A 23,467-nucleotide genomic window follows, 5' to 3' on the forward strand; every position below is an offset into this window, starting at 1 on the left:
GTCACCTCAATTGCTGTTTATGTAATAGTAATTAAATTATAATATACTTTCATTTCAATGAAAAACGCACTCTCCCGTTCAGGGAGTTTTTTTGTCTGCAAAAAATTGATGATCAATAAAAATCACATGAATCAATAATAAAATATTGAAATAGAGTAAAAATTTATTGATTATCAATAAATAATGTATTAAAATCAAATCATTAGCCATTTCAAAAGAGCTGCTCACAAAAAAATGAAATTGTTTGGAAGCTCACTTTTTTCTGATGGGATGACCCATTTCTTTTTAGTTGTGGAGTTAGGAAATATGGCAAAACAGCAAACGTAAGCATAGTTAAAACGAACCTTACAAGCCATCTGTAAAGCATTAGATTGTCAGCTAAGTAAGATTTTGGGGTAAAAATTGATGTTGAAAAAAATAAAGTTACGGAGGGATGAGAGGATGAAGGTGGTGAGACAACTTGTTCATTTTGGATGGGAGCAAGCGCTTTCCTGCTTGTTTCCTGTAGTTATATTTGCATCTTTGGCAATTACCAAATTTATTCCACTTCCACTAATGGGAAGGTATGACTGGATGCTATTCATCTGCTTACTAATGCAATGGGGAATGGTAAGGTCCGGCTTGGAAACGCAAGATGAGCTAAAAGTAATCTCGTTGTTTCACCTCATCGGCTTGACCCTTGAACTATTCAAAGTACATATGGGCTCCTGGTCTTACCCGGAAGAAGGGTATACAAAAATTTTTGAAGTACCCTTGTACAGCGGGTTTATGTATGCAAGTGTAGCGAGTTACCTTTGTCAAGCTTGGAGGAGGCTGAAGGTAGAATTAATTCATTGGCCATCTCTATGGATGGTCGTACCTCTTGCAACCTCGATCTACTTGAACTTTTTCACCCACCATTTCTGGATTGACGTGCGCTGGTGGCTGTCTGCCTTTGTAATCTTAATCTTCTTTCATACATGGGTATCCTTCGAGGTGAATGGAGTGCGCTATCAGATGCCGCTCACTCTTTCTTTTGTACTCATCGGATTCTTTATATGGGTTGCTGAAAATATCGCCACTTTCTTTGGAGCATGGCAATATCCGAACCAATCAGATACTTGGAGTATTGTCCACTTAGGAAAGGTAAGTTCATGGCTTTTGTTAGTGATTGTCAGTTTTCTCATTGTATCGGCTTTAAAACAAGTAAAGGGTAAAAGTTCAACCAAGAGTAGGGATTACAGGCAAGTTATTTAGATTTCTTGCAATTTAAATGTCAGATCATAGGGTGGAGACTCTAGGTATATCCACATATTTGATCTTATAGTGATTAAGACTATTGAGAAAAAAAGAGGCGGTACAAAAATGTACGCGCCGCTTCATTTATAAATCGTGATTACCATTGTAAACTTTTTTTTATAAACAGTGATTTACTATTCATACCTCAATGACCTATTTTGAGTCATCAAAGTCACCACAATTAATACAAGTACCGCAATAGGTAATGCAATTAAAACACTATTTAACTCGAAAGGTTTCCCCAAGGGGATCTCCCAAATCAGCGTGGTCAGTACTCCGGCAATCATGGATGATAAACCGCCGGATTTGTTTACTTTTTTCCAAAAGAACACCGCGAGAAGAGCGGGAGTAAGACCGGCTCCATAGACAGTGTACGCATACATTTGCACGGATAATACGGTTGGGAAATAACTAATTAAAAGATAAGCCAAAATCCCGAGAATGATAATAAAAATTTTCGTCAGTTTTAGCAATTTCGCGTCACTAGCATCTTTGCTAATATATTTTCCAACAATATCATATGTGACGTTTGTTGCCGCAGATAATAAATATGAATTTCCTGTCGTCACGATAAATGCCGTTGCTGCCGCTAATAGAATTCCTCCTACTACTGTAGGCATAACTAAAGTTGTGGCCATCAGAGCCATTCCAGGGTCAATATCTGGAAACATGGATAGCGAAGCAAAAGAAATAAATGAGATCGATGGCGATATAAGCACCATACCAACGAGCCAGCCAATCTGTGCCTTCTTAGAAGATTTATCTCCACTAGAAGAAGCCAGGCGCTGATACATATTCTGATCTCCAAGCAATAAAAATAACGAAGGTAAAAGAAAACCGAGCAATTGAATATTGGATAATGAACCGGTGGCAGTTAAATGGTCAGCAGGAACATTAGAGGTGATGGTGTCCCATCCGCCAGCAATAACTATGATGGTCGGCAGAGTGATTAATAAAGCCGCAATCGCTAAGAAAGCACTTAAAGCATCTGTCGGGGCTACGGATCTTAAACCTCCGATGGACGCAAGGAAAATAATCATAATGGCACCAATTATAGTTCCAGCCTCTACAGAAATTCCCGTCGTCAAGTTTAAGATAAATCCGAGTCCAGTCATTTGGTAGGAAACAATACCGACAAAGGCAAGAATGATAATAATACTTGCCATCATTCTCGAGGTTTTCCCGTATTTTTCTTCTAAAATTCCAGATACAGTGTATTTCCCGAACTCCCGAATTTTTGGAGCAATTAAATAAAGAATCCCAATTCCCAAGAGTGTAGGGAGCATCATGAGCAATGCAGGGATAATTCCAAAGCTATAGGCCATGGAAGTCTCTCCACCGGAAATACTTCCGCTGCCTGTCCAAGTGGCAAGAAGGGTACCCGTTAACACAATTGTACCTAAGCCTTTGCCAGCCAGTATAAAGTCTTCACTATTTGATATCTTCCTAGAAAAATATATACCCATAGCGATCATAATCACGCCATAAATTCCTACAAACCAAAGCAGGGTGGGGTTGTTTGATAATTCCAAGATGCAGCGCCTCCTAAAAGAAATCTTTTTAAATAGTCTGGACATAAATTAAATCTCTATCCGTAAATAGGTTGTTCTTAAATAGAAATGAGAATTTATTCAGGGGATGACACTGTGTACTCATGAGAGCTTAAAAAAATTGTTTATATTTCTGCACATTCACATACTGGGAAAGTTAAAATGGATCATATCACAGTATAAATTCAGGGAAAGGCAAAAAATATAGATCATGACGGAATTTTGGGGGGGCGTTAACTCCATTATGTAAAAAAAGCTATAAATCCATGGAAAAGGATTTATAGCTTTTACTTTTTAAAAGGAGTTACCCTGGCTTTTGATGCTTTCTAATCTCTTATGATGATTAGCTGCTATTCTTCTTTTGAACCGCTTGTTTATTTACTACGTAAGGAATAACAAAGGGTAGCAGCAAATAGATCGTTAACAAACGAACCAGCTGAAGAGAAGCAACAATTGAGGCATCAAGACTAAGGACGGCAGCTGTAGAGGACATTTGCGGTGCGCCTCCTGGAGCCATGGCCAGCATGCTTGTAACATAATTTAGAGATGTAGTCTCGAAAAAAATAAAGGAGATGACGAAGGTTAACACCAAGTACATCATCAAGATTCCAACACTGAGCCAGCCAATCTTTTTCAGTTGAACTAAAGTAGCACGGTCAAATCTCAAACCAATAATTGCACCAAGCAGAGCTTGGCTGATTCCCACAAAGGTACCAGGTAAAGATCCAAGGTGAAATATAAATTGGTTAACCAAAAAAGCAAGCAGCATGCCATATAAAAGCTGCCCGGCAGGAATTTTTGCTATTTTCGCAAGGAATAGGGCCAGAGCAACAATGGCTAAAACACAAAGAATTTTAAAACCTGGAAACAGCATCGGGGCAGTCGTGCTACTGACTGATTCTGCTGCATGAGTTGCTGCTTGCTCACTTCCATTAGCGGTCAAATGGGCAACAAGTCCTGCTAAAACGGGAATAGACATGGCTACAAACATTGCCCGAGTCATCTGAAACCCCGCCACGATTCGCTGATCTGCGTCGTATTCTTCACTTAATGCCAGCATAGCAGAAGCTCCACCCGGGATGCAGGAGAATAAAGCAGTGGTTGGATCGAGAGCTGAATAACGGGCTAATATTTTACTCAGACCCCAAGCCCCAAGCATAATGATAATCAAACTAATTAGAAGCGGCAGGAAGAAAGAAGCCACTTCCTTGAACATGCTCGTTTGCATCGTCAATCCAATGCTTGCCCCTATTAAGGAAAGAGAAAAGGGAAACAAATAAGACGGCATGGAAATCTCACTGATTTTAATCCGGAAAAAGATTCCAAAAAGCAGTGAGCCGATTAGCCAGCCATCTGGGATATTCAGCAAGGATAACAGCCACCCAGTTAAAATGGCAGCTAAAAGGTATAAAATCGTGCGAGCCATGTCAGTTCCTTCTTTCTATAGGAAGCGTTCATAGTCAACCTAGTCTTGTTATGTTAAGGAGGTCATCTCTTAAGAAGGTTCTTTACAATACCTCTAGTTTAAATGATCTGTCCAATCAGCAATATTCTTGACTTCAGCCTGCTTTGGGAACACTTTTTCAGTAAGTACTTCGTGAACCTCTGGATCTGAATCTAGACAAGCATCTTTCAGCACGGTTATCGAAAAGTCTTTATCAGCTGCTTCCCGTAAAGTAGAAAGAACTACACCACTTGTCGCTATTCCACTTAAAACAAGATGATCAATTCCCTGTGCCCTTAAGATCACTTCAAGATTACTGCCTGTGAATGCACTGACACGGTATTTAGTAATAACCGGTTCATTTTCCAGAGGTTTTACTGAATCGTGAATTTGAGTAGCTTCTTCTGAAATTGTCATTCCGCCTGATTGGGAAATAGCTGAAAAAGTCTTATTCTTTGGATTAATTTCAGGATAACCTTCGCTAAACCCAACGCGTACAAAAAAGACTGGAATTTCATGCTTGCGAGCCGTCTCTAATGCTTTCTGGAACGGATATAGAGCTTCGTCTTGTTCTGCAAAACGGGAAACAATGCCCTTTTGCAAGTCCATTAGTAATAGTGCAGATTTGCCGTCCTGATTTTTCATAGGTTGTATGCTCCTTTTTATTAAGATAAAATTAAGTGGAGAACTCTCCTGTTTCAGGATAACCGGATAGGTCTCCGTTTGTCAAGATGGAAGAAATGGAGTAAAGGAGTGGTACGATGTCAAAAAACAGAAATTTGTCTCCCGGTAGGACAGAACGGCGTGATGCCGCCCAGAATCGTCAGCGGATACTAGACGCAGCCCATAATTTATTTACCCAAAAGGGAGTGGAAGCAGTCAGTATGAATCAAATTGCTGCTGAAGCTGAAATAGGAGCGGGGACTCTTTATCGCAGATATCGGAATAAAGGTGAACTATGTCTGGCTTTAATTAAAGATAATGTGGTGCTTTGCTTTGAAAGTATTGATTCCTATTTGGAAGATAACCATACTGAACCTCCTCATGAGCGTTTAAAAGGGATTTTGAGCTTGTTCATACAGTTCCGGGAAAGCAAATCCCAGTTATTGAAAGGTGTCGAGGATGGAGAATCTGCCCAACGGCCAGCAACGGCTCGAAGTCCTTTATTCACTGAATTACATGAAAAAATAGTGTGCTTATTTGAAGAGATGGATGAACATCACTCCAATAGTACTTTTAAAGCAGACATTTTGCTTGCAGCTTTAAAGAGCGAGGAGTATTTATTTCAAAGGGACGTGCGCGGGTATTCTCCAGATGAAATATTAGACCATATTTGCTCTCTCTTTATCCCTCAGACTTGAGGCATGAGAATTGCAGCACCCCGAACCCATGAAAACAAAGGTCCGGGGCTGCTGGTAAATTAAAAGAAACTTGGAATATCGCTTTCGGCTGTTGGATAGGCCCAAAGCATTTGCTGTAATTCCTGTTTCGTTGCTTTCTTAACGATAGCCAGGGTAAAGAGATTGATTAAATGGTCAGCAGAGCTGGTCAAGAAGTGGGCACCGATAATTTCATCGGTAAAAGGATTGATTAATAGCTTGGCGTAAGCTCCTTCCTCTTGTGTATGTTGATAAGTGAAAAAGGAAGTGATCGTTCTTGATTGCACTTCGTAAGGGATGTTATTTTCTTTCGCTTCCTGCTGAGTAATTCCTACAGAAGCTAATTTTGGATAAGTAAATACCACGGATGGGATTGGCGTGGAACTAGGAGACTGTTCTTTCTCATCAATAAGATGGTGAAGAAGTCTCTCTGCTTGTTCTCCTGCCACAGGAGTGAGCTGTTTCATGCCTGTATCTGCCACATCACCAGCTGCGTAAATATGAGATTGAGAAATGGATTGCAGGTTATGGTTAACCAATATCCCTTTATTTGAACATTCTACTCCCGCTGCAGCTAAATTCAATGAATCTACATTTCCTGTTCTACCTCCTCCATGAATAACTAGATCCGCGTTAAATTCATGCTGGTGATCGAACTTCTTAACTTGAATAAGATATTTCCCGTTATCAAGCTTTTCGATTTTTTGAGCTTCAGTGCTGGTGTGAATACTGATTCCTAAATCCTTAGAATGTTCAACAAGCTTATTGGTGATTTCTTTATCAAAGTTTTTTAACACTTCTTTACCACGATGGACAATAATGACCTCTCTGCCGAGCCTTGCACAGAGGTGAGCAAATTCAAAAGAGATATATCCGCCACCGATAAACAAAATGCGCTCTGGTAATTGTTCTAATTCAAAGAAATCATCACTTGTCACTAAGTACTGGTTTCCTTCAATAGGCAGTTTAGCAGGAGAAGCACCTGATGCTATGACTATTTTATCTGCCTTTAGGATCGTGTCATTCACTTTAATAGTATGATCATCTTCAAATGAAGCCGTTCCATGAAAGGTATCGATACCCTGTTTCTTAAAAGCTTCTTCAGTGCTTTCTGGGACGGGTGAAGTAAAAGTGTTTTTGTAATCCATTAAATCTTTCCAGTCAAGTTCCACTTCCCCTTTAATGCCTTTTCCAAGAACCCTTTTTGTATCATCATAAATTTCGGCTATCCCGGCTAACACTTTTTTAGGGTCACAGCCTCTCTGGGGACATGTACCGCCAAATGGCCTTTCATCAACAATGGCGGTATGTAATCCCCTTCTCTTTGCCACTGTAGCTGCTTTACCGCCAGCTACTCCCGTTCCTATAACAATAAGATCATATGTACTCGTCATCTTGTCATCCTCCTTTATTTATTTTCCTAAATGGTTTATACCCCTGATACTTCCGGGAAAAACAGTGAGAAGAGCGAAACAAAAGCTTTGAAAAAAATGTATGGTTTCGTTATGGTCTAGAAAAAGGTGTGGGAAGCCAATTTAACGTAAGGGACGAAAATAAAATGAATCTACATAGAAGACCTATACCGGTCGAGCAAGCGATTGATCAAGTAATGAACTGGAAGCAAATAGGCAGAATCGAAACAGTCTCCATAGAAGAAAGCCATGGAAGATATTTAGCAGAGGACATCACTGCAACAAACGCTGTTCCTCCCTTTGATAAATCTCCATACGATGGCTTTGCTCTTCGGTCCGCTGATACGAAAGGGCTTGGAAAAGGCGAGAGTAGTGAATTTCATGTTATAGAGCAGGTTGGTGCGGGTCACCGAGCCAGCCGCCCCCTTCACAAAGGAGAAGCGGTGAGGATTATGACAGGAGCGGAGATTCCGCAAGGTGCTGATTGTGTAGCTATGTTTGAAGTCTGTGAAACCTTTGAAAAGAATAACCAACCTTTTATGAAGATTAAAAGAGAGCTTTCCCCTCGGCAGAATGTGATTGAAAAAGGTTCAGAAGTAGAAAAAGGCGCAGGGCTGCTGCAAGTAGGTCAAAAAGTGAATCCGGGAGTGCAAGCAATACTCGCAACGTTTGGATATAGTACAATAAAAGTATACCAAAAGCCAAAGGTAGGCATTTTCGCCACTGGAACCGAACTTCTGGATGTAGAGGAGCCTCTCGTACCGGGGAAGATTCGCAATTCCAATGCTTTTATGGCAGCAGCACAGATAGAGCGTGCTGGTGCAGAAGCTGTATATTTAGGTAAACTAGAAGATGATTTTAATACTTGCTTTGAAGCATTAAGTTCTGCTGTAGACGAGGTTGACCTTTTGATTACTACAGGGGGAGTGTCGGTAGGCGATTTTGACTTAATGCCTGATTTATATAAGAAACTTGAGGCAGAAGTGTTGTTTAATAAAATTGCGATGAGACCAGGAAGCGTAACAACAGTTGCTCAACTCAATGGCAAATTACTGTTTGGATTGTCGGGCAATCCCTCGGCCTGCTACGTAGGATTCGAATTGTTTGCGTACCCTGTTATTCAGCACTTATTAGGAGCAAGCCGTCCTTTTCACCGCAGAACGAAAGCTGTACTTGGATCAGACTTTAAAAAAGCGAATCCTTTCACGAGATTTGTCCGAGGTTTCATCGCCTATGAAGATGGAAAATTGGTCGTTTACCCAGCAGGAGTGGATAAATCTGCAGTCGTTACATCCTTAGCGCGAACGGACACTTTTATCGTGCTGCGCGGAGGGACAAGGGGGTACGAAGCAGGCGATCAAGTGGATGCAATTTTCGTAGAGGGAGAAACAGGACAAGAGCATTTTTGAACCGCCAGGCAGCTAAGAAAGGAGTCAGCCATAACATGGTGAATTATGTGTTAGATAAATACGATCGCCCCATGAAAGATTTGCGAATTTCAGTCATAGATCAATGTAACTTCCGGTGTACGTACTGCATGCCCAAAGAAATATTTGGGGATGACTACCAATTCATGCCGGCACAGGAACTGCTCAGCTTTGATGAGCTGGAGCGGATGGTAAAAATATTTGCCCAATTTGGAACAGAAAAAATCCGCTTAACAGGCGGAGAACCACTAATGAGAAAAAACTTGGATGAATTGATCCGGCGTCTTTCAGCTATAGATGGCATTAAAGATATTGCTGTAACGACAAACGCTGTATTTCTGGTTAAGCAGGCAAAAAAATTGAAGGCAGCTGGGTTAAATCGAGTCAACATTAGTTTAGATGCCATTGAAGATGAAGTATTTAAACAGACTAACGGGCGAGGAATTAAAACGAGTCCAGTTATAAAGGGGATCGAAGCCGCTCGGGAAGCTGGACTGAATATAAAGATCAATATGGTAGTTAAAAAAGGAATGAATGAAAGTCAGATCCTTCCGATGGCTCGTTATTTTAAAGAAACCGGGGACACTTTGCGATTTATTGAGTTTATGGATGTTGGAAATCACAACGGCTGGAATATGGATACAGTAATTTCTAAGAAAGAAATTATCCGACAGATTCATGAAGAATTGCCTCTAGAGCCATTAGATGCGAATTATTATGGGGAGGTAGCTTCTCGATATAAATATAAAGATGGAAATTCTGAAATCGGAGTAATTTCATCGGTAACCGATGCGTTTTGCAGTACTTGTACGCGGATTAGACTTTCTGCGGACGGAAAATTGTTCACTTGTTTATTTGCGACGGAAGGTTATGATTTGAAAGAAATGATCAGGAGCAATCAAACCGACCATGAAATCATTTTGCAATTAATAAAGATTTGGACGAAACGGGATGATCGGTATTCTGATGAACGTGCAGAAGGGAAGCCGCAGAAAAAAGAAAAAATTGAAATGTCCTACATTGGCGGATAAGTAAGAAGTCCAGCACTATTTAGTGCTGGTTTTTTTTGTGAAAAAGGAAATGCCAGCAGTTTAAAGGCGAGGAATCAAGGAGCGGACAGGAGCTTACTACGAATGAGCGCTCCGGAAATAACCCCCGCTATTCGCGAACGGCTTTTTTGTCTGCCTCCCGCAGAAGTCTGAGTGTATTTCCTACAGTGAAATGCTCTTGATTTCTCGCTCGCTTTTTCCTGTTCAACAGAGGAACGTGATAAAACCCGAATGATGAAGGATTGTTAATCCCTTTACCGTTCGAGTTTAATAATGGCTAACAGACTTGTGCCCTGTCTTTTTTGAAAAAAATTATCAAACGAACTGCAGGAACAGGATGGAGATCGCAGCAATACATATTCAACTTTGCTAGAATGCTTTTTGATTTTCAAGGGCAGGGTGAATTATAATAAAGGTGTACAAACTGTTGGGAGGTACGTGAATTGAAAACCTTTAAATTGGTTTCTTTGGATATTCTAGAAGAGAAGAATGATGATATCACTCAGCGTAGAATTAAATTACATGATGGATTAATTATTAATCGGGAGGATGATAAAGGGAGATGGGTGATTGAAGCTTTTGTTGACCGCAGCTATGCCGAGTTTTTTCAAGAAATGATTGAAAGAAACGAGGAGCTAATGATTCAAGTCAAGATTACAAAGCAAAGTAATCAGCCTGCAACCTTTTTAGCTCAGCCTATTGATACGAATTACATTGGTGATGATATGAATGTTATCTTTATGGGATCTATTGTGGACCGTCATAGGGAACAAATTGAAAAAGTATTAAAGATCTTATTGGACGAAGGTTTCCAAGGGGATGCTTTGCTTGAAGAGTTTAAACGAAGAGGAAATGAAGTGAAGGCTTAAGACAGTTTAGACTGAGATCGATACCCGTGAGTGTTCAGGAACTCTACTCATAATATAAATCTGCACGCATGAAAAAAGTACCCAGCTCGTAATGCTGCGTACTTTTTTTATAACCTGGTTCTTAAGTCAATCAAGGTCTGTGAAGTAAGGTCGCTTCACTATGCCGTTTACTTAGCCCGGAGGATCTAAACGCTCCTCTTCGCTTTTGCTTCATCTAGCTGCAGTGCCCAGACACTCGCGTCATAAGCAGGAACCTCAACGGAATGTAAGGTCGCATCCCTTTTGAGTTTCCTGTTTATGCGTGTCGTGTCTACCCGGGCACTTCCGCTTTTGATTTAACAGTATAATGCTGCGCCTACTATGATCAGCAGGATGAACAAAACGACGATCAAAGCAAAGTTGTTGCCATATCCGTGACCTCTGCGGCAAGGGGATCCGCAGTGTTGCCCATATCCACCGTAAGGATAGCCGTACATAAGCTCACCTCCTGTTGTTTACATACTCAGCCTATGCTGGAGGGGGCTTTAGTGTATGGTCATATACCCAGATGGAATGCTTCCCAATTTATTCAGTACTACATATTTACGGGAGGGGCGGCTTTTAAAATTTTGCTTCTTTCTTTCGAAGCTTCAGTGACTAGCGGATCACTATCCCGGTCAAATTGGTCTAATTCGTCACACCAATGGTTCAGCCTTTCTTTCGACTTTTGGTTTATAGGATAAGAGGAGGTAGGATGAGAGGGATAGTGAGATCCTGAAATTCTTTGGTTCGAATACATTTCGATATCGCCTCCTTACGGTCTTAGCGTTTCCTGATTAAGAATAATTATGTCACTGTAGGGCAAATCAGAGTTGGAGTTTAACGAGGTTCCTTTTTGATTAGACTGGTTTAGTAGGATAGTATTAGAGCAGGAGCTCTTTTTACATAGCCTGGCCGGTTTTATAGCTAGAACATCATTTATTGTAACTTATATATAGGTTTTGTATAATCATTGTACAATCTGTGTCTTTAGAAAGAAGGTGTTCGTTGTGAAAACCATTGCCATTGTAGGAGGGGGTCCAGGCGGATTAGCTGCTGCGATGATTTTATCTTCCCAGGGTCACCATGTTCACGTTTTTGAAAAACAAGATGACATTGGCGGCAGGAATAGACAGCTTAAACTAGGAAATTACACCTTCGATACCGGTCCTACATTTTTAAGCATGCCTCATATTATGGAGGAGATTTTTCAACTGTCTGGAAGGAATGTTCATGATTATATGGATATTCATGAGCTTGAGCCGATGTATGAATTACAATTTAATCAACAACGAGTGCCCATGTATCGTGACCGACAGAAAATGATCCAGACCATTGAGAAATATTTCCCGGGAAACGAAAAAGGATATGAACGGTTTATGGAAGATACCCGGGAAAAAATGAACGCGATGACGCCTCTCTTGCAGACTAAACACAATAAACTTTCCGATTATGTCAGCAAGCGTGCACTTAAAGCTTTGCCTAAATTAACATTGGGAAAGTCTGTTCATGACGTACTTTCCAACTATTTTACCGATGAGAAATTAAAGATTGCTTTTACTTTTCAAGCAAAGTATTTAGGGATGTCTCCATGGGAATGTCCGGGTGCTTTTTCCATACTATCTTATATGGAGCATGAGTACGGAGTATTTCACCCGATTGGCGGTGTGAATCAGCTTTCTAGAGCCATGGCTGCTGTTACGATTGAACAAGGAGGGACCATTCATTTAAATAAAGGGGTAGAGAAATTCATACTGAAAGGAAAAACGGTAACCGGACTGCAGCTTGCTTCCGGAGAATTGTTTGAAGCAGATGAAGTGATTGTTAATGCGGATTTCGCTAACGCTCTTCCTCAATTGGCAGGTGAAGGCAACCTTAAAAAATATTCTAAACAAAAACTTGATAAGAAAAAATTTTCCTGTTCTACTTTTATGATCTACGTTGGACTAAATAAAAAATATAACATGCCTCACCATACTATTTTGTTTGCAGAAGATTACAAGAAGAATGTGGAAGAGATGACAAAAGCATTAGTTCTTTCAGATGAACCCTCCATCTACATTCAGAACCCTAGTGTTACGGATGATTCACTTGCCCCTGAAGGTCATTCTGCCGTCTATATTTTAGCGCCGGTTCCTAATAATGACTCCGACATTAACTGGGATGCTAAACGAGAAGCTTTTAGAGAACTGATATTAAATGAAATTGAGAGTAAAACGGGATTTAATGACATAAGAGATCACATTGTCACTGAGAAAATAATTACACCAAAGCAATGGCAGACAGATTTTGATGTGCATAAAGGAGCAACATTTAGTTTAGGTCATCAATTATCGCAGATGATGTACTTCAGACCGCACAACCGTTTTCAAGAGCTTAATCATTGCTGGCTGGTTGGTGGGGGCACTCACCCGGGAAGTGGACTACCTACCATATTGGAATCAGCACGAATAACTACAAATTGGATCAATGAATCAAAGGTGGAAATGCCATGACAGTAGATTCTGCAATGATCATAGGAAGCGGTATTGGCAGTCTAGTGACTGCGCTGTTGTTATCGCATCAATCGAACCGGGAGATTACAATATTTGAGAAACATGATTTCTTTGGAGGAAGACTTACTTATGAACGGGAAGGTGAGTTCAAAATCGATCAAGGTCCCACGATTGTTCTTCTTCCAGACATGCTTTTAGACATCTTGGAAGAAGGAGGCATAGAGAGAGGCCGGATTCCAATTGTACCTTGTGATCCCATGTATACCATTCGATTTGCAGATGGTACGGATTACACCAAATTTTCTGATCTTAGTTTGCAGCTCCAGGAAATCAGGGATAAGTTCCCCGGAAATGAAGCAGGTTTTGAACGGTTTTTAACAGATATGAAAGTTCGCTTTATGGAAGGGAAGAGCAAGTTTCTGGAAAAATCGTTCGTGAACCGGCGCAGCTTTTTTACAGGGAAAAACCTACAGACTCTTATGAAGTTAAAGGCATACCAAAACGTAAAAAGAATGATGCGCAGTTATTTCAATGATGATAAATTAATAGAGGCCTATACACTGCAAACATTATACATCGGTGGACATCCTCAGCAATCTCCTGCCATGTATTCGTTAGTATCCTATAGTGAGCATGAACATGGCATTTGGTATATGAAAGGCGGATATGCCCATCTGGTAGAGATTATTGTAGAAGAGTTAAGAAGCAGAGGGGTGAACCTAGTTAAGAACTCCCCGGCAGAGAAGCTGAATATTGAAAAACGAAGAGTGAAATCGGTGCAGGTTAAGGGAGAAGAATTCCCTGCAGACCAAGTTATTTTAAATGGAGATTTCCCATTAATGGATGATCTAGTTGACAATAACCCGTTCAAGAAGCGCAAGTATATACCTTCTTCCGGATGCTTGCTTTTATATATTGGCCTGGACAAAATTTATCCAAGCAGCACGATCCATCAATTTTTCATGTCGGATAATTTTGATCACCATATGAGACAAGTATTTGAAACCAAGCAAGTGCCTGATGATCCATCTTTTTATACTTTTCACCCTTCCATTTTGGACAAGTCTTTGGCACCTTCAGGAAGCGGAGTGTTGTATACATTGATTCCAGTACCTGCAGGAACAACGATTGACTGGAAGAAACAAGAGCACTTAATTCAGCATGTTATTCATCAAATGGAATCCAGAGGCTTTCCCGAACTAAGAAAGCATATGAAGTGGATGAAGGTGCGATCACCGGAGCAAGCCCAGCGTGACGGGCTTTATGCTGGCGGCAGTTTTGGTATTGCGCCGACCTTGCTGCAATCAGGGGTGTTCAGACCACAGCTTCAGCCTTACCCTGTTACAAATTTATTTGCTGTTGGAGCATCTGTACACCCTGGAGGAGGCGTTCCCATAGTCATGCAAGGCGCAAAGCTTCTTGCTGACCGAATCAAAGCTAGCGGCCGTCGTCAAGATCATTATAAGCGAGGTGGATAGAAATGACGGACTTAGACATAGCTTATCATCATTGCCGAATGGAAATCGAGAAGCATTCAAAGACTTTTTCAAAAGCTTTTTCCTTATTGCCTAAAAAGCAAAAGAAAGCGGTATGGGCCATCTATGCTTTCTGCAGGCGGGTTGATGATATTGTGGATGAAGGCAAGAACCCAAAAATTGAGCTCGAGGAGTTTGCACGGGAATTTGATTTATTCATTGAGGGCCGGTTAGAAAGTGAGCATCCTGCTTGGTTTGCCTTATCTGATGTCTTCGCAAATTTCGAAGTCGATACCCAGCCTTTTTACGATATGATCAAAGGGCAGCGGATGGACTTATATCCAGAGCCTCTGCAGAATAAAAAGGATTTACTGAATTATTGCTACCACGTGGCGAGCAGTGTGGGCCTTATGCTTCTTCCAGTTATTGCTCCTGGCAAAGAAAACTGTCTCAGAGAAGGGGCCGTTAGTCTAGGTTATGCTATGCAAATTACCAATATATTAAGAGATATCGGAGAAGACCTTGAAAAAGGACGTGTATATCTCCCGCAGGAAGTAATGGATAAGTATGCCTATTCTCATCGGGAGTTACAATCAAATAAGATTAATGAAGCTTTTATAAACGTTTGGGAAGATCTTGCTTCTGATGCAGAAGCTTATTATCAACATGCCCTTGCTTCCATTCCTCATTATCCGCTTTACTCAAGGACACCTGTAGAGGGAGCTGCCCGCATGTACAGAGCCATTTTAAATACTGTTCGAAAAAATCACTACCAGGTTTTTGAACATAGAAATTTTGTTAGTGATGAAGACAAGAAGCAAATTATTGCATACTTGCAATAATTTGCTTCTTGTCTATTTACGGTCTACTAATATCCCCAGAATGTCATTGGCAACATTCTGTCCGCTGATTACAACCATTGGTGATCCTCCACCAGGGTGTGTACTGCCTCCGCAGAAATATAAATTTTCGATATCCTGTGATCGGTTAAAGGGTCTTGCGAAAGCTTGGATTTTGTTATTTGAAGAGGGACCATACAATGATCCTTTATATGCCCCGAATTTGTCCCGTATAGTGGCGGGGGTGAAAACCTTTTCCACTTGAATATGGTCCTTTACGGGTATAGAAGCCTGCTGTAACTTCTCATAAATAATTTCTTTATATTCGCTTGAATCAGAAGAACTGTCGTCTTTCAAAGCTGGGGCATTTACCAGGATCAAACAATTATCTCCGTTTGGTGAAACGGAGGGATCGGTCTTTGCTGAGGTTCCAATATAAATAGTTGGGTCATCAGGATATTCTCCTCGTTTTAATGATTCAAATTCCTTGAAATAATCTTCAGTGAAGAAAAGGTGATGGTGGTGTAAATGCTCCAGCCGGTTATTTAGTCCTGCCAGAATCACAAATGCTGAAATGGAAGGATCAAAAGAGGCTGCCTTTTCATTGGAGAATTTATTTCTGTACGTTTCAGGTACTAATTCAGGCAACGCATGCAGCAAGTCCCCATTTAAAACCACATAATCAGCTTCGTGATATTCTCCTGAACTGGTAGTTACCCCCGTGGCTTTGCCGCCGTCTATAGCGATGTTCGTTATTCTCGTTTCGTTAAAGAGCTGTGCTCCTTGATTCTCAGCAGCTTTTACAAAGCTGCTGGCAATTTTCGTATTTCCTCCTTTAACATAGAAGACCCCTTGATTAAGTTCTAAATGAGCGATCATTGCAAAGGTAGCAGGGACAGAATAAGGGCTGGAACCAACATAGGTAGCGTAGCGATTTAGGGCCTGAATGATGTTTGGGTTTGTGAAATACCTTTTGAAAAATCGATCTAAGGATTGAAGGGGGCGGACCTTAAGTATATTCCTTGCTAACGAAGGGGAAAGGTAATCTCTCCAACTAGAAAAGGATCGGTATAGGAAGTTTTGCCGCGATAATTCGAATAGGCGCTCAACTTCAGCTGAAAACTGATCGTAAGCAGCTGCGCCGCTGCTATCCATGTTTGCAAGCTGTTTTTTCATATAGATTGGATCGGAGGAAAAATCAATCGAGGAACCATCTGAAAATTGGTTGCGCGTATGATTTTTGATTTGAATGAAGGGAAGTTCCTCCGCTGGATTTAATCCCCCTTGACGAACAACATCTTCAAATACTTCAGGCATCGTAATCGTATTTGGTCCAAAATCAAAATGATATCCTTCTTGATCTACGGGCATCATTTTGCCTCCAAAGTGTTTGTTTTGTTCAAAAAGCTTAACGTCTGCCCCATGCTTGGCCAAGGTTACTGCGGCAGATAATCCTCCTAGACCTCCTCCAATTACGACAACTTTCATTTATAAAACCTTCCTTTCCATTGGTAATTTGCTCCTCTTAGGCTGACGATCATTGAATGCCACATAAGTGTGATTAATAACAGCGCAGACAAAGGGAGGAACCAGGATAACCATAAGGGGTGGCCCGTTCTTAGATCAATATACATTTTAAAAGCAACGATTAGTAAATAAGGAAGCAGGTAGAGAAAGTTACCAGAGATGAAAGCATATAAGCTGTAAAGAAAGGGAAGGACAAAAATTACAAGATAAATAAAGGATAATAGGAACACCATGGTTTTAGAGCGTCCGATCCCTGAAAAAATATTCTTCTTAAATCCTTCCCAGGTCTCCTTAGCGGTATTGTACATATAAGAAATGACCGAAGGGGTAATATTGACCAGGATCATTTTTAAACCGTGTTTCTTTACTTCACGGGCAAGGTGTACATCTTCCACTAGGGAATCCTTGACTGATTCATGTCCGCCTATTTGTTCATAAGCCTCTCTGTTGATCAAGATAAAGATTCCGCAAGCTGCTGTAAAAGCTGGCTTAGTGGTTAGATTGGCAGCCATGAGAGGCAAATGGAAAAGGACAACCATATGCTGAAGCGGGACTAACAAATGGGCAAGAAAATTACTATTGGGATAATGAGGAAATCCACTGAGCATAGATGCTTTGTGCTTCCGTAAAGTAGCAAGAGATTGATGAATGATCCCTTTTGAAACGCGGGCATCTGCGTCTAAAAAAAGCAGGTAATTTCCTTCCGCATAGCTGGCAAGCTGGTGACAGGCATAGACTTTTCCGTTCCATCCATCAGGAAGTTCTTTTCCCTTCTTTATCACAAATCGTGTGTCCCCTGCAGTATGGGAGTGTAAGAGATCATAAGTTCCGTCTTCAGATTGATCATCTAGTAGAATAAATTCCACATTAGGATAAGAGATATTCTTTAAAGAGGCCATGAGTCCAGATACGTTGTCTCGTTCGTTTCGAAGAGGAATCAATAGTGAAACCTTAGGAAAATTGGATAAGGAGCCGGAAGATAACAGAGGGAATAGAAAAAAACTATTGATGATCGTCCATACGTTTAATAACATAGTAAGTATTATTAAGATGGTAAAAAAAACCATTTTTATCCCTCCGTGTTCTATATAGAGCGAAAATCCTGATGGTCTTCTTCGACAACTAATTTCTTAAGATCATCCAATTGACTTGTAGAGATTTCTTCAAAAAGTCTGGTCGTTTCCTTTCTGTTCAAATTCTCGTATTTAATGGGTGCAATTGGAGAGCCAATCTTAATATAAGCGTTAGGTTTCTTAGTATGTTCCAGTGAATAATAGAGAGAGATGGGAATAATCTTGATTTTATGAGCTCTTGCTGCAATATAGGAGAGGCCCTGGAAAAATTGAAGGGGTCTCTTTTCCAAATGCTGCTCTTCTCCTTGAGGAAAGATCCAAACTGACTTTCCATTGTTAAGGAGACTAATGCTGTAGGAGAGAGAATCCATAATATGGCGGCGATGATCTGTATTGATAGAGTAAGCACCGATTTTTCTAAAGAAAGGAAATTTTTTTATTCCATCCTCATGCATCATGCCGTATCCATCTGAATGGATAATTTGATCATTTAAATAGTAAATCAATAAAGGATCCCACCAAGTCGAGTGGTTCACAAAAAACAGAGTATGGGAATAGTCTTGAAGAGAGGCGTTGTCTGACAGGCGGATCTGTTGGAAATTTCGATTCAGAAGCTTGCGGTTAAACCTTTTAAAGCCCCACTCAATCACCGAGTTTTTCTTTGTCTTGAGCATAAGTTCTCACTCTCCAATAATATAGGGAATACCAGAATACGGTTAATAATCCTACTAGAAGAGCAGCGAGATACAGCTTTCCAGTAAGGGCGATCGTTATAAACATAAGGTTAATTAATCCGAACGTCAGCTGCATTCTTCTCTCCCAAAGCTGACCAGCGGACCGCTTTTCTTTTAAAAAAAACAGGCTGAGCCCATGTAGTAAACAGGCTAATAGAAACCATCCTGTGAAATTTGAAATAGGTATACCATAATAGCTGCCTGTATCCTCCCAAATCCAATAGTGTTTAATCCTATAAGCCACCGGATCAAGGATGAGATCCATAGTGACCGTAATCAGACCGGCAATTAGGACGAAGTTCATTCTTCTTTTTTTCTGTTTAAATGCCAGGGTAATCCCCCTTGCCAGCTCGTGTGAACAGCCGATGACGAGCAGCCAGGCAAACCCAATGGTAATGGGAGTATCGAATAATTTTAATCCGAAATTATTACCGTATTCATAAGAGCCAAATAGAAAATTATACGTCACTCCTAGATGTTCAACATACATGCTTATGATAATAATACAAACACTATAGAAGATCCCTTTTAAATATCCGTACAATTGGGTAAAGTATATACCAGCGATTCCTCCTGCAGTTAAAAGAAATACGGTATTTGCCCATTCCAGCCAAACAGGCAGCAGATCAAAGGTCAGCAGAATGAGGCCGCATATGTACCAAAAAATAAAAAATCTGAAAACCAGAGTAGTCATGAAACACCTCATTATATTTCTTGTTCTTATTGTAGCGGACAATTGTAAATGTTGTATAATAAGAAGCAAAGGCTTATATATTAGTACAAGCATACCTTTAAATGTCTCTATTAAAACTATTTTTGATGGTTTCTCCATCGTGGATAGGCTGACATTGTGAAATCTTTCTATTCTATATTCCGGAAATTGGAAAGTAACTGCAGGTGTTTTTTGTAAACTATATCATAGAACAAGGAGGTGAGTTAATGGATATCGTCATGTTTATTGTCTCCATAATTCTTTTGTTTGGGTTTATTGGTTTTTGCATTTTTGATAATGCTTAATCATTTGTATTCTTCTGGAACTTATACTTACTAGACCAAATATCGGCTGATTCCCATTCAACTTTCATCCTCGATAAAGTGCCATAATAAGATTATGTAAACGATCGTTGGCTATTAGAGGAAAATCGAAGGATTCTTTGTGTCCGATTATGAGGTAAAATAAAATACTTAAAATACGGAATTATCTTTCTCTAAAAACCGTATTATTGACTAAGAAAACGCTTGGATTTTAATATCTAAGCGTTTTTTTTCTTCTCAATGAAAGCTATCGCCATGAAAAACCAGCATGATCAGCTCCTCTCGAAAGAGAATTCAAAATATTTATGGCAGCAGCGACACCTGTTTAATCTTTCATTCGATTATAAGAGTGAAAGGAGGTGATCTTCATGGCAGTTACGGCTGATAAAGTAAATTCTCAACTTCAACTCGTATTTGCAACTGGTCAGGATGAAGAAGGAAAAACGACGTTCCGTACGAAATCTTTCAATAATATCAAGCTTACTTCTACCCCAGATCAATTGTACCGAGTCGCATCCGTCCTTGAACCACTGCAGCAGCATCTTTTAGCTACTGTAGAACGAAACGATCGAACTGAGTTAGCAGATCTTTAAAAAATTGAAAAGGAGTAGTGTGAAATGAAAAAGTTGGAACTGAAGTTTCTAGACCAAGACAATCGAATAGTTACTATTTCCCTTGATGATCCTGTAGAACCTGTGGATCCTGCACTAATTACTCAAGCAATGGACACGATAGTAACTGAGAATTGCTTTTTCTCGAGTCATGGTGATTTAGTAGCTAAAAAAGATGCCCGTATCGTGGAACGGAATGTCATAGAAATCGATTTATAAAAATGGAAAGCCGCTATGATTGGATTCATAGCGGCTTATTCTGAGTAAAAGAGGTGAACTCATGGACATTTGGATGTCGTTTGTCACAGATGTAGGTTTCCCTGTAGCGGTGACGTTTTACTTGCTTCACCGAATGGAAGGAAAGCTGGATGATTTGATTGAAACGCTGCACCAACTGCCTGAGAAACTATTATCTAAATAAGTTAGTATAGAAAAAAAAAGCAGGTGAAAGTAGATTTACTATCTTCTATATCTAAACATAGAAAACCCCGAACCCATTAAAATTTGGTTCGGGGTTTCGAGTAGATAAACTTCTTTCTCCAAAATTCATTTAACGTGTATCCGAAAAAAACTATTTAGTCAGTCGCCATTCATGGAATGGATAAACAATAAGTTCTGTTTTCCCAATGATTTCATCTTCATTAATAAAGCCTAAGCCATTGCGGCTGTCTTTACTAATCGATCGATTATCACCCATTACAAAATACTTTCCTTTTGGAACCTTAACCGGACCAAAATCCCTTGTTCCCTGAATGGCTTGGTTATTTAAATAAGTCTGGTTCTGCTGTTTACCATTAATGTATAGTTTATGATCTTTAATTTTAATTTTATCTCCTGGTTCGCCAATGACTCGCTTTACATAATTTTTCACGGGCCGCTCAATAATGACGATGTCTCCTCTGTCAGGTTCATCTAAATAGTAGGCAATCTTATTAAACATGACTCGATCACCACTTTGAAGGGTTGGATCCATACTGGCACCTTCTACTATGGAAGTAGCAAAGAAAAAAGTACGTAAGACGAAGGCAAGAACGACTGCAATAAAAATGGCCTTTAACCATTCCAACCATTCATTCTTCTTTTGCTCGGACAATTCTATCTTCCTTTCTGAGTAACGATGAAGTCTGTATTACCTGCTATTTTACCATATTTAATACAAAGAAAAACATTCGAATAGGGGATAAATTATGAATTTTTCGTAAAGAAGTGTAAAATACGGCGATGAATTTTTTAAAAATTCTTTACAAACCGTGGGAATATTGAGATAATTTAATTACTTTGTGTAATAATAGGTTTGTTTTAGGATTCACTCCCTTTAGTGTACGCATCTCAGTATAACGATTCTATATTAACCTAGATTGGAGGTACCGGCTATGGGGATGACAAAGCGGGATCCACTAAAAGTGAAGATTGAAGACTTGCGAGAAAAAATGACGAGGGTAGCAATTCAAAACGGCTTCTCCAGTCCTGAGTCGGTCCGGATTAGTCAAGAATTAGATGAATTATTAAACAGGTATCAGATGAAAAAGAAGTAAACAAAACCCAGGAATTCAATCCCTGGGCTTTTTTAAATTCTGGTCATTTGATCTACGCGGTTCTAAGTCATCGACTTCCAGAGGGGGAGAGCGCCCCGCTTACAGCCGCTGGTTTAGCCTGATGGATCTAACCGCTCCCCTCCGCTTTTGTATCATCCAGCTGCAGCGCCAAGCCCCTCGAGGTCATAAGTCAATCGCCTACGGGGAGAAAGAGCGCTCCCCTTCGCCGCTCGTCTTATGCTTGTCGGGGCTCCCAAGGCGCTTCCGCTTTTGTTTTCACTTTAAGAATTGTTCTAGTCGGTTAAGTCCTTTTTCAAGGGTGGAGAGGCTGTAGGCGTAGGAGAGGCGCATGTAACCTTCGCCATGTTTTGAGAAGGCGTCGCCTGGTACTAAGGCCACTCCAGCTTCTTCTAGGATCTGGACTGCACGGTCAAAGGTGTTTTTCCCATTTAGCGGGATTTTGGGGAATACATAAAAAGCTCCCTCAGGTGTAATGAATTCTAAATCCATTTGCTTTAGCCGTTTCACTACATAGTCTCTTCTTTCTTTATAAGCAGTCTTCATTTCTTCTGGATCATTTTCGCCATTTTTTATGGCTTCTAATGCGGCATACTGACTAATAGAAGCAGCACAGGATACGTTATACTGGTGAACTTTCAGAATATGTTTCGCTAGCCATGCTGGGGCAAGCAGGTAACCTATTCTGAAACCGGTCATAGCATGCGATTTTGAAACACCATTAATTACTATAGTATGAGGTCTTAAGTCATCGAAACTCGCGATTGATACATGCTCGCGGTCGTATACGAGTTCACTGTAGATCTCATCTGCTATGATAAATAGATTGTGTTCTTTAACGACCTTGCCGATTTCCTTTAATTCCTCTCTGCTCAGAGAAATGCCTGTTGGATTAGAAGGATAGGGGATAATGAGTGCTTTTGTATTTTTATTGATTTTTTGTTTAATTACTTCCGCTGAAAGCTTGAAATCATTTTCTCGTGTGTCGGCGTAGACAGGGACAGCACCCGCGAGTTTGATGAGAGGCTCATAGCCAGGATAAACAGGTCCAGGAAGGATAACTTCATCGCCAGGCTGGATAATAGTGCGTAAACTAATATCGAGAGCCTGGGACGCTCCAACTGTCACGATAATTTCCTGTTCGGCATTATATGTGAGTTGATATTTGTTTTTAACGTGACTACTGATAGCCTTGCGGAGTTCAATAATTCCGGCATTATGAGTGTAAGTAGTCTTATTTTCTTCAACCGCACGAATAGCAGCTTCTTTCACATGAGCGGGTGTAAGAAAGTCTGGCTGGCCGATCGTGAGAGAAATCACGTCGTCATATTGGCTTACCATATTAAAGAATTGACGGATTCCTGATATTTGAATGGTTGACAAATTTTTATTGATTAAATGCTCCATAGTTGCACCTCCATGAAATCTTTACAAAATGTTCAAATAATTTTGATTTTTAGTTGCGAACTCCTGTTATAATTAGCGGTGAAAGGAGTTGGATGTATGAGAGCGCCCCGAATCTCCTTTAAGGAGCTAGTCGATCATAATAAAAAAGAAATGCTTGAAGACCAAGATAAAATGGAAAAAATCGAAAAACAGTTGGACGATAAGCATACGAAATCTGAGGAAAGCAGTTCGAATGTAAATTGATGATATCATATAGAAAAAGCAATCGCCCACCATGGCGATTGCTTTTTAG

General features: G+C 40.3%; 25 protein-coding genes. 13 read left to right on the forward strand and 12 right to left on the reverse strand.

Translation table 11 applies throughout. From position 1 onward, the window contains the following. Positions 1 to 441: 441 nt before the first annotated feature. Positions 442 to 1,236, forward strand: coding sequence for a DUF817 domain-containing protein (locus tag Q7A53_RS18420; protein ID WP_411790668.1), 795 nt, complete (start codon positions 442 to 444; stop codon positions 1,234 to 1,236). 176 nt (positions 1,237 to 1,412) lie between these two features. Here the strand turns inward: Q7A53_RS18420 and Q7A53_RS18425 are convergent, their stop codons facing one another. The 3 genes from Q7A53_RS18425 to Q7A53_RS18435 all read right to left on the reverse strand — a co-directional run bounded on the left by Q7A53_RS18425 (position 1,413) and on the right by Q7A53_RS18435 (position 4,917). Next, the gene (locus tag Q7A53_RS18425) at positions 1,413 to 2,810 is read right to left on the reverse strand and encodes a sodium:solute symporter family protein (protein WP_411790669.1); all 1,398 of its coding nucleotides are present in this window, start codon (positions 2,808 to 2,810) and stop codon (positions 1,413 to 1,415) included. Between the two features lie 361 nt (positions 2,811 to 3,171). Next, positions 3,172 to 4,254, reverse strand: coding sequence for an AbrB family transcriptional regulator (locus tag Q7A53_RS18430; RefSeq protein WP_411790670.1), 1,083 nt, complete (start codon positions 4,252 to 4,254; stop codon positions 3,172 to 3,174). Positions 4,255 to 4,347: 93 nt separating this feature from the next. Further along, complete coding sequence (locus Q7A53_RS18435) at positions 4,348 to 4,917, reverse strand: cysteine hydrolase family protein (protein ID WP_411790671.1); 570 nt, start codon at positions 4,915 to 4,917, stop codon at positions 4,348 to 4,350. A gap of 116 nt (positions 4,918 to 5,033) precedes the next feature. On the opposite strand from Q7A53_RS18435, the gene Q7A53_RS18440 reads away from it, so the two are divergent. Beyond that, positions 5,034 to 5,633, forward strand: coding sequence for a TetR/AcrR family transcriptional regulator (locus Q7A53_RS18440; RefSeq protein WP_411790672.1), 600 nt, complete (start codon positions 5,034 to 5,036; stop codon positions 5,631 to 5,633). 59 nt (positions 5,634 to 5,692) lie between these two features. Here Q7A53_RS18440 and Q7A53_RS18445 read toward each other — a convergent pair whose 3' ends face one another. Continuing rightward, positions 5,693 to 7,045: a dihydrolipoyl dehydrogenase family protein gene (locus Q7A53_RS18445; RefSeq protein ID WP_411790673.1), complete on the reverse strand. Its 1,353-nt coding sequence runs from the start codon at positions 7,043 to 7,045 to the stop codon at positions 5,693 to 5,695. A gap of 164 nt (positions 7,046 to 7,209) precedes the next feature. On the opposite strand from Q7A53_RS18445, the gene Q7A53_RS18450 reads away from it, so the two are divergent. The 3 genes from Q7A53_RS18450 to Q7A53_RS18460 all read left to right on the forward strand — a co-directional run bounded on the left by Q7A53_RS18450 (position 7,210) and on the right by Q7A53_RS18460 (position 10,408). Continuing rightward, positions 7,210 to 8,472 carry a molybdopterin molybdotransferase MoeA gene (locus tag Q7A53_RS18450; RefSeq protein ID WP_411790674.1) on the forward strand — a complete coding sequence of 421 codons (1,263 nt, stop codon included), beginning with the start codon at positions 7,210 to 7,212 and terminating at the stop codon, positions 8,470 to 8,472. Between the two features lie 35 nt (positions 8,473 to 8,507). Further along, positions 8,508 to 9,521, forward strand: coding sequence for a GTP 3',8-cyclase MoaA (moaA, locus tag Q7A53_RS18455; RefSeq protein ID WP_411790675.1), 1,014 nt, complete (start codon positions 8,508 to 8,510; stop codon positions 9,519 to 9,521). 461 nt (positions 9,522 to 9,982) lie between these two features. Further along, positions 9,983 to 10,408, forward strand: coding sequence for a YwpF-like family protein (locus Q7A53_RS18460; protein ID WP_411790676.1), 426 nt, complete (start codon positions 9,983 to 9,985; stop codon positions 10,406 to 10,408). Between the two features lie 335 nt (positions 10,409 to 10,743). Here the strand turns inward: Q7A53_RS18460 and Q7A53_RS18465 are convergent, their stop codons facing one another. Then, a complete protein-coding gene (locus Q7A53_RS18465; RefSeq protein WP_411790677.1) occupies positions 10,744 to 10,884 on the reverse strand; it encodes a YjcZ family sporulation protein in 141 nt (46 codons plus the stop codon). Positions 10,885 to 10,982: 98 nt separating this feature from the next. After that, positions 10,983 to 11,186: a hypothetical protein gene (locus Q7A53_RS18470; protein ID WP_411790678.1), complete on the reverse strand. Its 204-nt coding sequence runs from the start codon at positions 11,184 to 11,186 to the stop codon at positions 10,983 to 10,985. Between the two features lie 250 nt (positions 11,187 to 11,436). Here Q7A53_RS18470 and Q7A53_RS18475 point away from each other — a divergent pair, with 250 nt between their 5' ends. From Q7A53_RS18475 to Q7A53_RS18485, 3 genes are read left to right on the forward strand one after another with little or no spacing between them, the layout of a single operon-like run. Next, complete coding sequence (locus tag Q7A53_RS18475; RefSeq protein ID WP_411790679.1) at positions 11,437 to 12,921, forward strand: phytoene desaturase family protein; 1,485 nt, start codon at positions 11,437 to 11,439, stop codon at positions 12,919 to 12,921. Then, complete coding sequence (locus tag Q7A53_RS18480) at positions 12,918 to 14,399, forward strand: phytoene desaturase family protein (RefSeq protein WP_411790680.1); 1,482 nt, start codon at positions 12,918 to 12,920, stop codon at positions 14,397 to 14,399. The genes Q7A53_RS18475 and Q7A53_RS18480 overlap by 4 nt, the downstream gene beginning before the upstream one ends. Before the next feature lie 2 nt (positions 14,400 to 14,401). After that, positions 14,402 to 15,238, forward strand: a complete 837-nt coding sequence (locus tag Q7A53_RS18485; protein ID WP_411790681.1) for a phytoene/squalene synthase family protein — start codon at positions 14,402 to 14,404, stop codon at positions 15,236 to 15,238. 12 nt (positions 15,239 to 15,250) lie between these two features. On the opposite strand, the gene Q7A53_RS18490 is transcribed toward Q7A53_RS18485, so the two are convergent. Genes Q7A53_RS18490 through Q7A53_RS18505 form a run of 4 tightly spaced genes read right to left on the reverse strand, consistent with a single transcriptional unit; the run spans position 15,251 to position 19,263 of the window. Beyond that, positions 15,251 to 16,723 carry a phytoene desaturase family protein gene (locus Q7A53_RS18490; protein WP_411790682.1) on the reverse strand — a complete coding sequence of 491 codons (1,473 nt, stop codon included), beginning with the start codon at positions 16,721 to 16,723 and terminating at the stop codon, positions 15,251 to 15,253. Beyond that, entirely contained in the window at positions 16,720 to 17,829 is a 1,110-nt protein-coding gene (locus Q7A53_RS18495) for a glycosyltransferase family 2 protein (protein ID WP_411790683.1), read from the reverse strand. The genes Q7A53_RS18490 and Q7A53_RS18495 overlap by 4 nt, the downstream gene beginning before the upstream one ends. Before the next feature lie 17 nt (positions 17,830 to 17,846). Continuing rightward, positions 17,847 to 18,509: a lysophospholipid acyltransferase family protein gene (locus tag Q7A53_RS18500; RefSeq protein WP_411790684.1), complete on the reverse strand. Its 663-nt coding sequence runs from the start codon at positions 18,507 to 18,509 to the stop codon at positions 17,847 to 17,849. Next, on the reverse strand, positions 18,478 to 19,263 hold the full coding sequence (locus Q7A53_RS18505) for a carotenoid biosynthesis protein (protein ID WP_411790685.1): 786 nt from the start codon (positions 19,261 to 19,263) through the stop codon (positions 18,478 to 18,480). The genes Q7A53_RS18500 and Q7A53_RS18505 overlap by 32 nt, the downstream gene beginning before the upstream one ends. A 709-nt stretch (positions 19,264 to 19,972) precedes the next feature. On the opposite strand from Q7A53_RS18505, the gene Q7A53_RS18510 reads away from it, so the two are divergent. From Q7A53_RS18510 to Q7A53_RS18520, 3 genes are all read left to right on the forward strand, one after another. Further along, positions 19,973 to 20,197, forward strand: a complete 225-nt coding sequence (locus Q7A53_RS18510; RefSeq protein WP_411790686.1) for a DUF1659 domain-containing protein — start codon at positions 19,973 to 19,975, stop codon at positions 20,195 to 20,197. Positions 20,198 to 20,221: 24 nt separating this feature from the next. Further along, the gene (locus tag Q7A53_RS18515) at positions 20,222 to 20,434 is read left to right on the forward strand and encodes a DUF2922 domain-containing protein (RefSeq protein WP_411790687.1); all 213 of its coding nucleotides are present in this window, start codon (positions 20,222 to 20,224) and stop codon (positions 20,432 to 20,434) included. Positions 20,435 to 20,495: 61 nt separating this feature from the next. Continuing rightward, positions 20,496 to 20,636, forward strand: coding sequence for a YvrJ family protein (locus Q7A53_RS18520; RefSeq protein ID WP_411790688.1), 141 nt, complete (start codon positions 20,496 to 20,498; stop codon positions 20,634 to 20,636). Positions 20,637 to 20,786: 150 nt separating this feature from the next. Here the strand turns inward: Q7A53_RS18520 and lepB are convergent, their stop codons facing one another. Then, positions 20,787 to 21,308 (reverse strand): signal peptidase I, encoded by a 522-nt coding sequence (gene lepB, locus Q7A53_RS18525; protein ID WP_411790689.1) that lies wholly within the window; start codon positions 21,306 to 21,308, stop codon positions 20,787 to 20,789. A gap of 280 nt (positions 21,309 to 21,588) precedes the next feature. Here lepB and Q7A53_RS18530 point away from each other — a divergent pair, with 280 nt between their 5' ends. Next, complete coding sequence (locus Q7A53_RS18530; RefSeq protein ID WP_411790690.1) at positions 21,589 to 21,750, forward strand: Spo0E family sporulation regulatory protein-aspartic acid phosphatase; 162 nt, start codon at positions 21,589 to 21,591, stop codon at positions 21,748 to 21,750. A gap of 276 nt (positions 21,751 to 22,026) precedes the next feature. Here the strand turns inward: Q7A53_RS18530 and Q7A53_RS18535 are convergent, their stop codons facing one another. Then, on the reverse strand, positions 22,027 to 23,175 hold the full coding sequence (locus tag Q7A53_RS18535) for an aminotransferase A (RefSeq protein ID WP_411790691.1): 1,149 nt from the start codon (positions 23,173 to 23,175) through the stop codon (positions 22,027 to 22,029). 96 nt (positions 23,176 to 23,271) lie between these two features. Here Q7A53_RS18535 and Q7A53_RS18540 point away from each other — a divergent pair, with 96 nt between their 5' ends. Next, the gene (locus Q7A53_RS18540; RefSeq protein ID WP_411790692.1) at positions 23,272 to 23,418 is read left to right on the forward strand and encodes an FbpB family small basic protein; all 147 of its coding nucleotides are present in this window, start codon (positions 23,272 to 23,274) and stop codon (positions 23,416 to 23,418) included. Positions 23,419 to 23,467: the final 49 nt, after the last annotated feature.

It is taken from the genome of Halobacillus rhizosphaerae (assembly GCF_046719735.1).
In the GTDB taxonomy this organism is placed as follows: domain Bacteria; phylum Bacillota; class Bacilli; order Bacillales; family Halobacillaceae; genus Halobacillus_B; species Halobacillus_B rhizosphaerae.

What these genes read in the sequence shown, in the direction of transcription:
- Q7A53_RS18420 (WP_411790668.1), top strand. Translation starts at nt 442, where the DNA reads ATGAAGGTGGTGAGACAACTTGTTCATTTTGGATGGGAGCAAGCGCTT.
- Q7A53_RS18430 (WP_411790670.1), bottom strand. Translation starts at nt 4,254, where the DNA reads ATGGCTCGCACGATTTTATACCTTTTAGCTGCCATTTTAACTGGGTGG.
- Q7A53_RS18435 (WP_411790671.1), bottom strand. Translation starts at nt 4,917, where the DNA reads ATGAAAAATCAGGACGGCAAATCTGCACTATTACTAATGGACTTGCAA.
- Q7A53_RS18440 (WP_411790672.1), top strand. Translation starts at nt 5,034, where the DNA reads ATGTCAAAAAACAGAAATTTGTCTCCCGGTAGGACAGAACGGCGTGAT.
- Q7A53_RS18445 (WP_411790673.1), bottom strand. Translation starts at nt 7,045, where the DNA reads ATGACGAGTACATATGATCTTATTGTTATAGGAACGGGAGTAGCTGGC.
- Q7A53_RS18450 (WP_411790674.1), top strand. Translation starts at nt 7,210, where the DNA reads ATGAATCTACATAGAAGACCTATACCGGTCGAGCAAGCGATTGATCAA.
- moaA (WP_411790675.1), top strand. Translation starts at nt 8,508, where the DNA reads ATGGTGAATTATGTGTTAGATAAATACGATCGCCCCATGAAAGATTTG.
- Q7A53_RS18465 (WP_411790677.1), bottom strand. Translation starts at nt 10,884, where the DNA reads ATGTACGGCTATCCTTACGGTGGATATGGGCAACACTGCGGATCCCCT.
- Q7A53_RS18470 (WP_411790678.1), bottom strand. Translation starts at nt 11,186, where the DNA reads ATGTATTCGAACCAAAGAATTTCAGGATCTCACTATCCCTCTCATCCT.
- Q7A53_RS18480 (WP_411790680.1), top strand. Translation starts at nt 12,918, where the DNA reads ATGACAGTAGATTCTGCAATGATCATAGGAAGCGGTATTGGCAGTCTA.
- Q7A53_RS18485 (WP_411790681.1), top strand. Translation starts at nt 14,402, where the DNA reads ATGACGGACTTAGACATAGCTTATCATCATTGCCGAATGGAAATCGAG.
- Q7A53_RS18490 (WP_411790682.1), bottom strand. Translation starts at nt 16,723, where the DNA reads ATGAAAGTTGTCGTAATTGGAGGAGGTCTAGGAGGATTATCTGCCGCA.
- Q7A53_RS18495 (WP_411790683.1), bottom strand. Translation starts at nt 17,829, where the DNA reads ATGGTTTTTTTTACCATCTTAATAATACTTACTATGTTATTAAACGTA.
- Q7A53_RS18500 (WP_411790684.1), bottom strand. Translation starts at nt 18,509, where the DNA reads ATGCTCAAGACAAAGAAAAACTCGGTGATTGAGTGGGGCTTTAAAAGG.
- Q7A53_RS18505 (WP_411790685.1), bottom strand. Translation starts at nt 19,263, where the DNA reads ATGACTACTCTGGTTTTCAGATTTTTTATTTTTTGGTACATATGCGGC.
- Q7A53_RS18510 (WP_411790686.1), top strand. Translation starts at nt 19,973, where the DNA reads ATGGCAGTTACGGCTGATAAAGTAAATTCTCAACTTCAACTCGTATTT.
- Q7A53_RS18515 (WP_411790687.1), top strand. Translation starts at nt 20,222, where the DNA reads ATGAAAAAGTTGGAACTGAAGTTTCTAGACCAAGACAATCGAATAGTT.
- Q7A53_RS18520 (WP_411790688.1), top strand. Translation starts at nt 20,496, where the DNA reads ATGGACATTTGGATGTCGTTTGTCACAGATGTAGGTTTCCCTGTAGCG.
- Q7A53_RS18530 (WP_411790690.1), top strand. Translation starts at nt 21,589, where the DNA reads ATGGGGATGACAAAGCGGGATCCACTAAAAGTGAAGATTGAAGACTTG.
- Q7A53_RS18535 (WP_411790691.1), bottom strand. Translation starts at nt 23,175, where the DNA reads ATGGAGCATTTAATCAATAAAAATTTGTCAACCATTCAAATATCAGGA.
- Q7A53_RS18540 (WP_411790692.1), top strand. Translation starts at nt 23,272, where the DNA reads ATGAGAGCGCCCCGAATCTCCTTTAAGGAGCTAGTCGATCATAATAAA.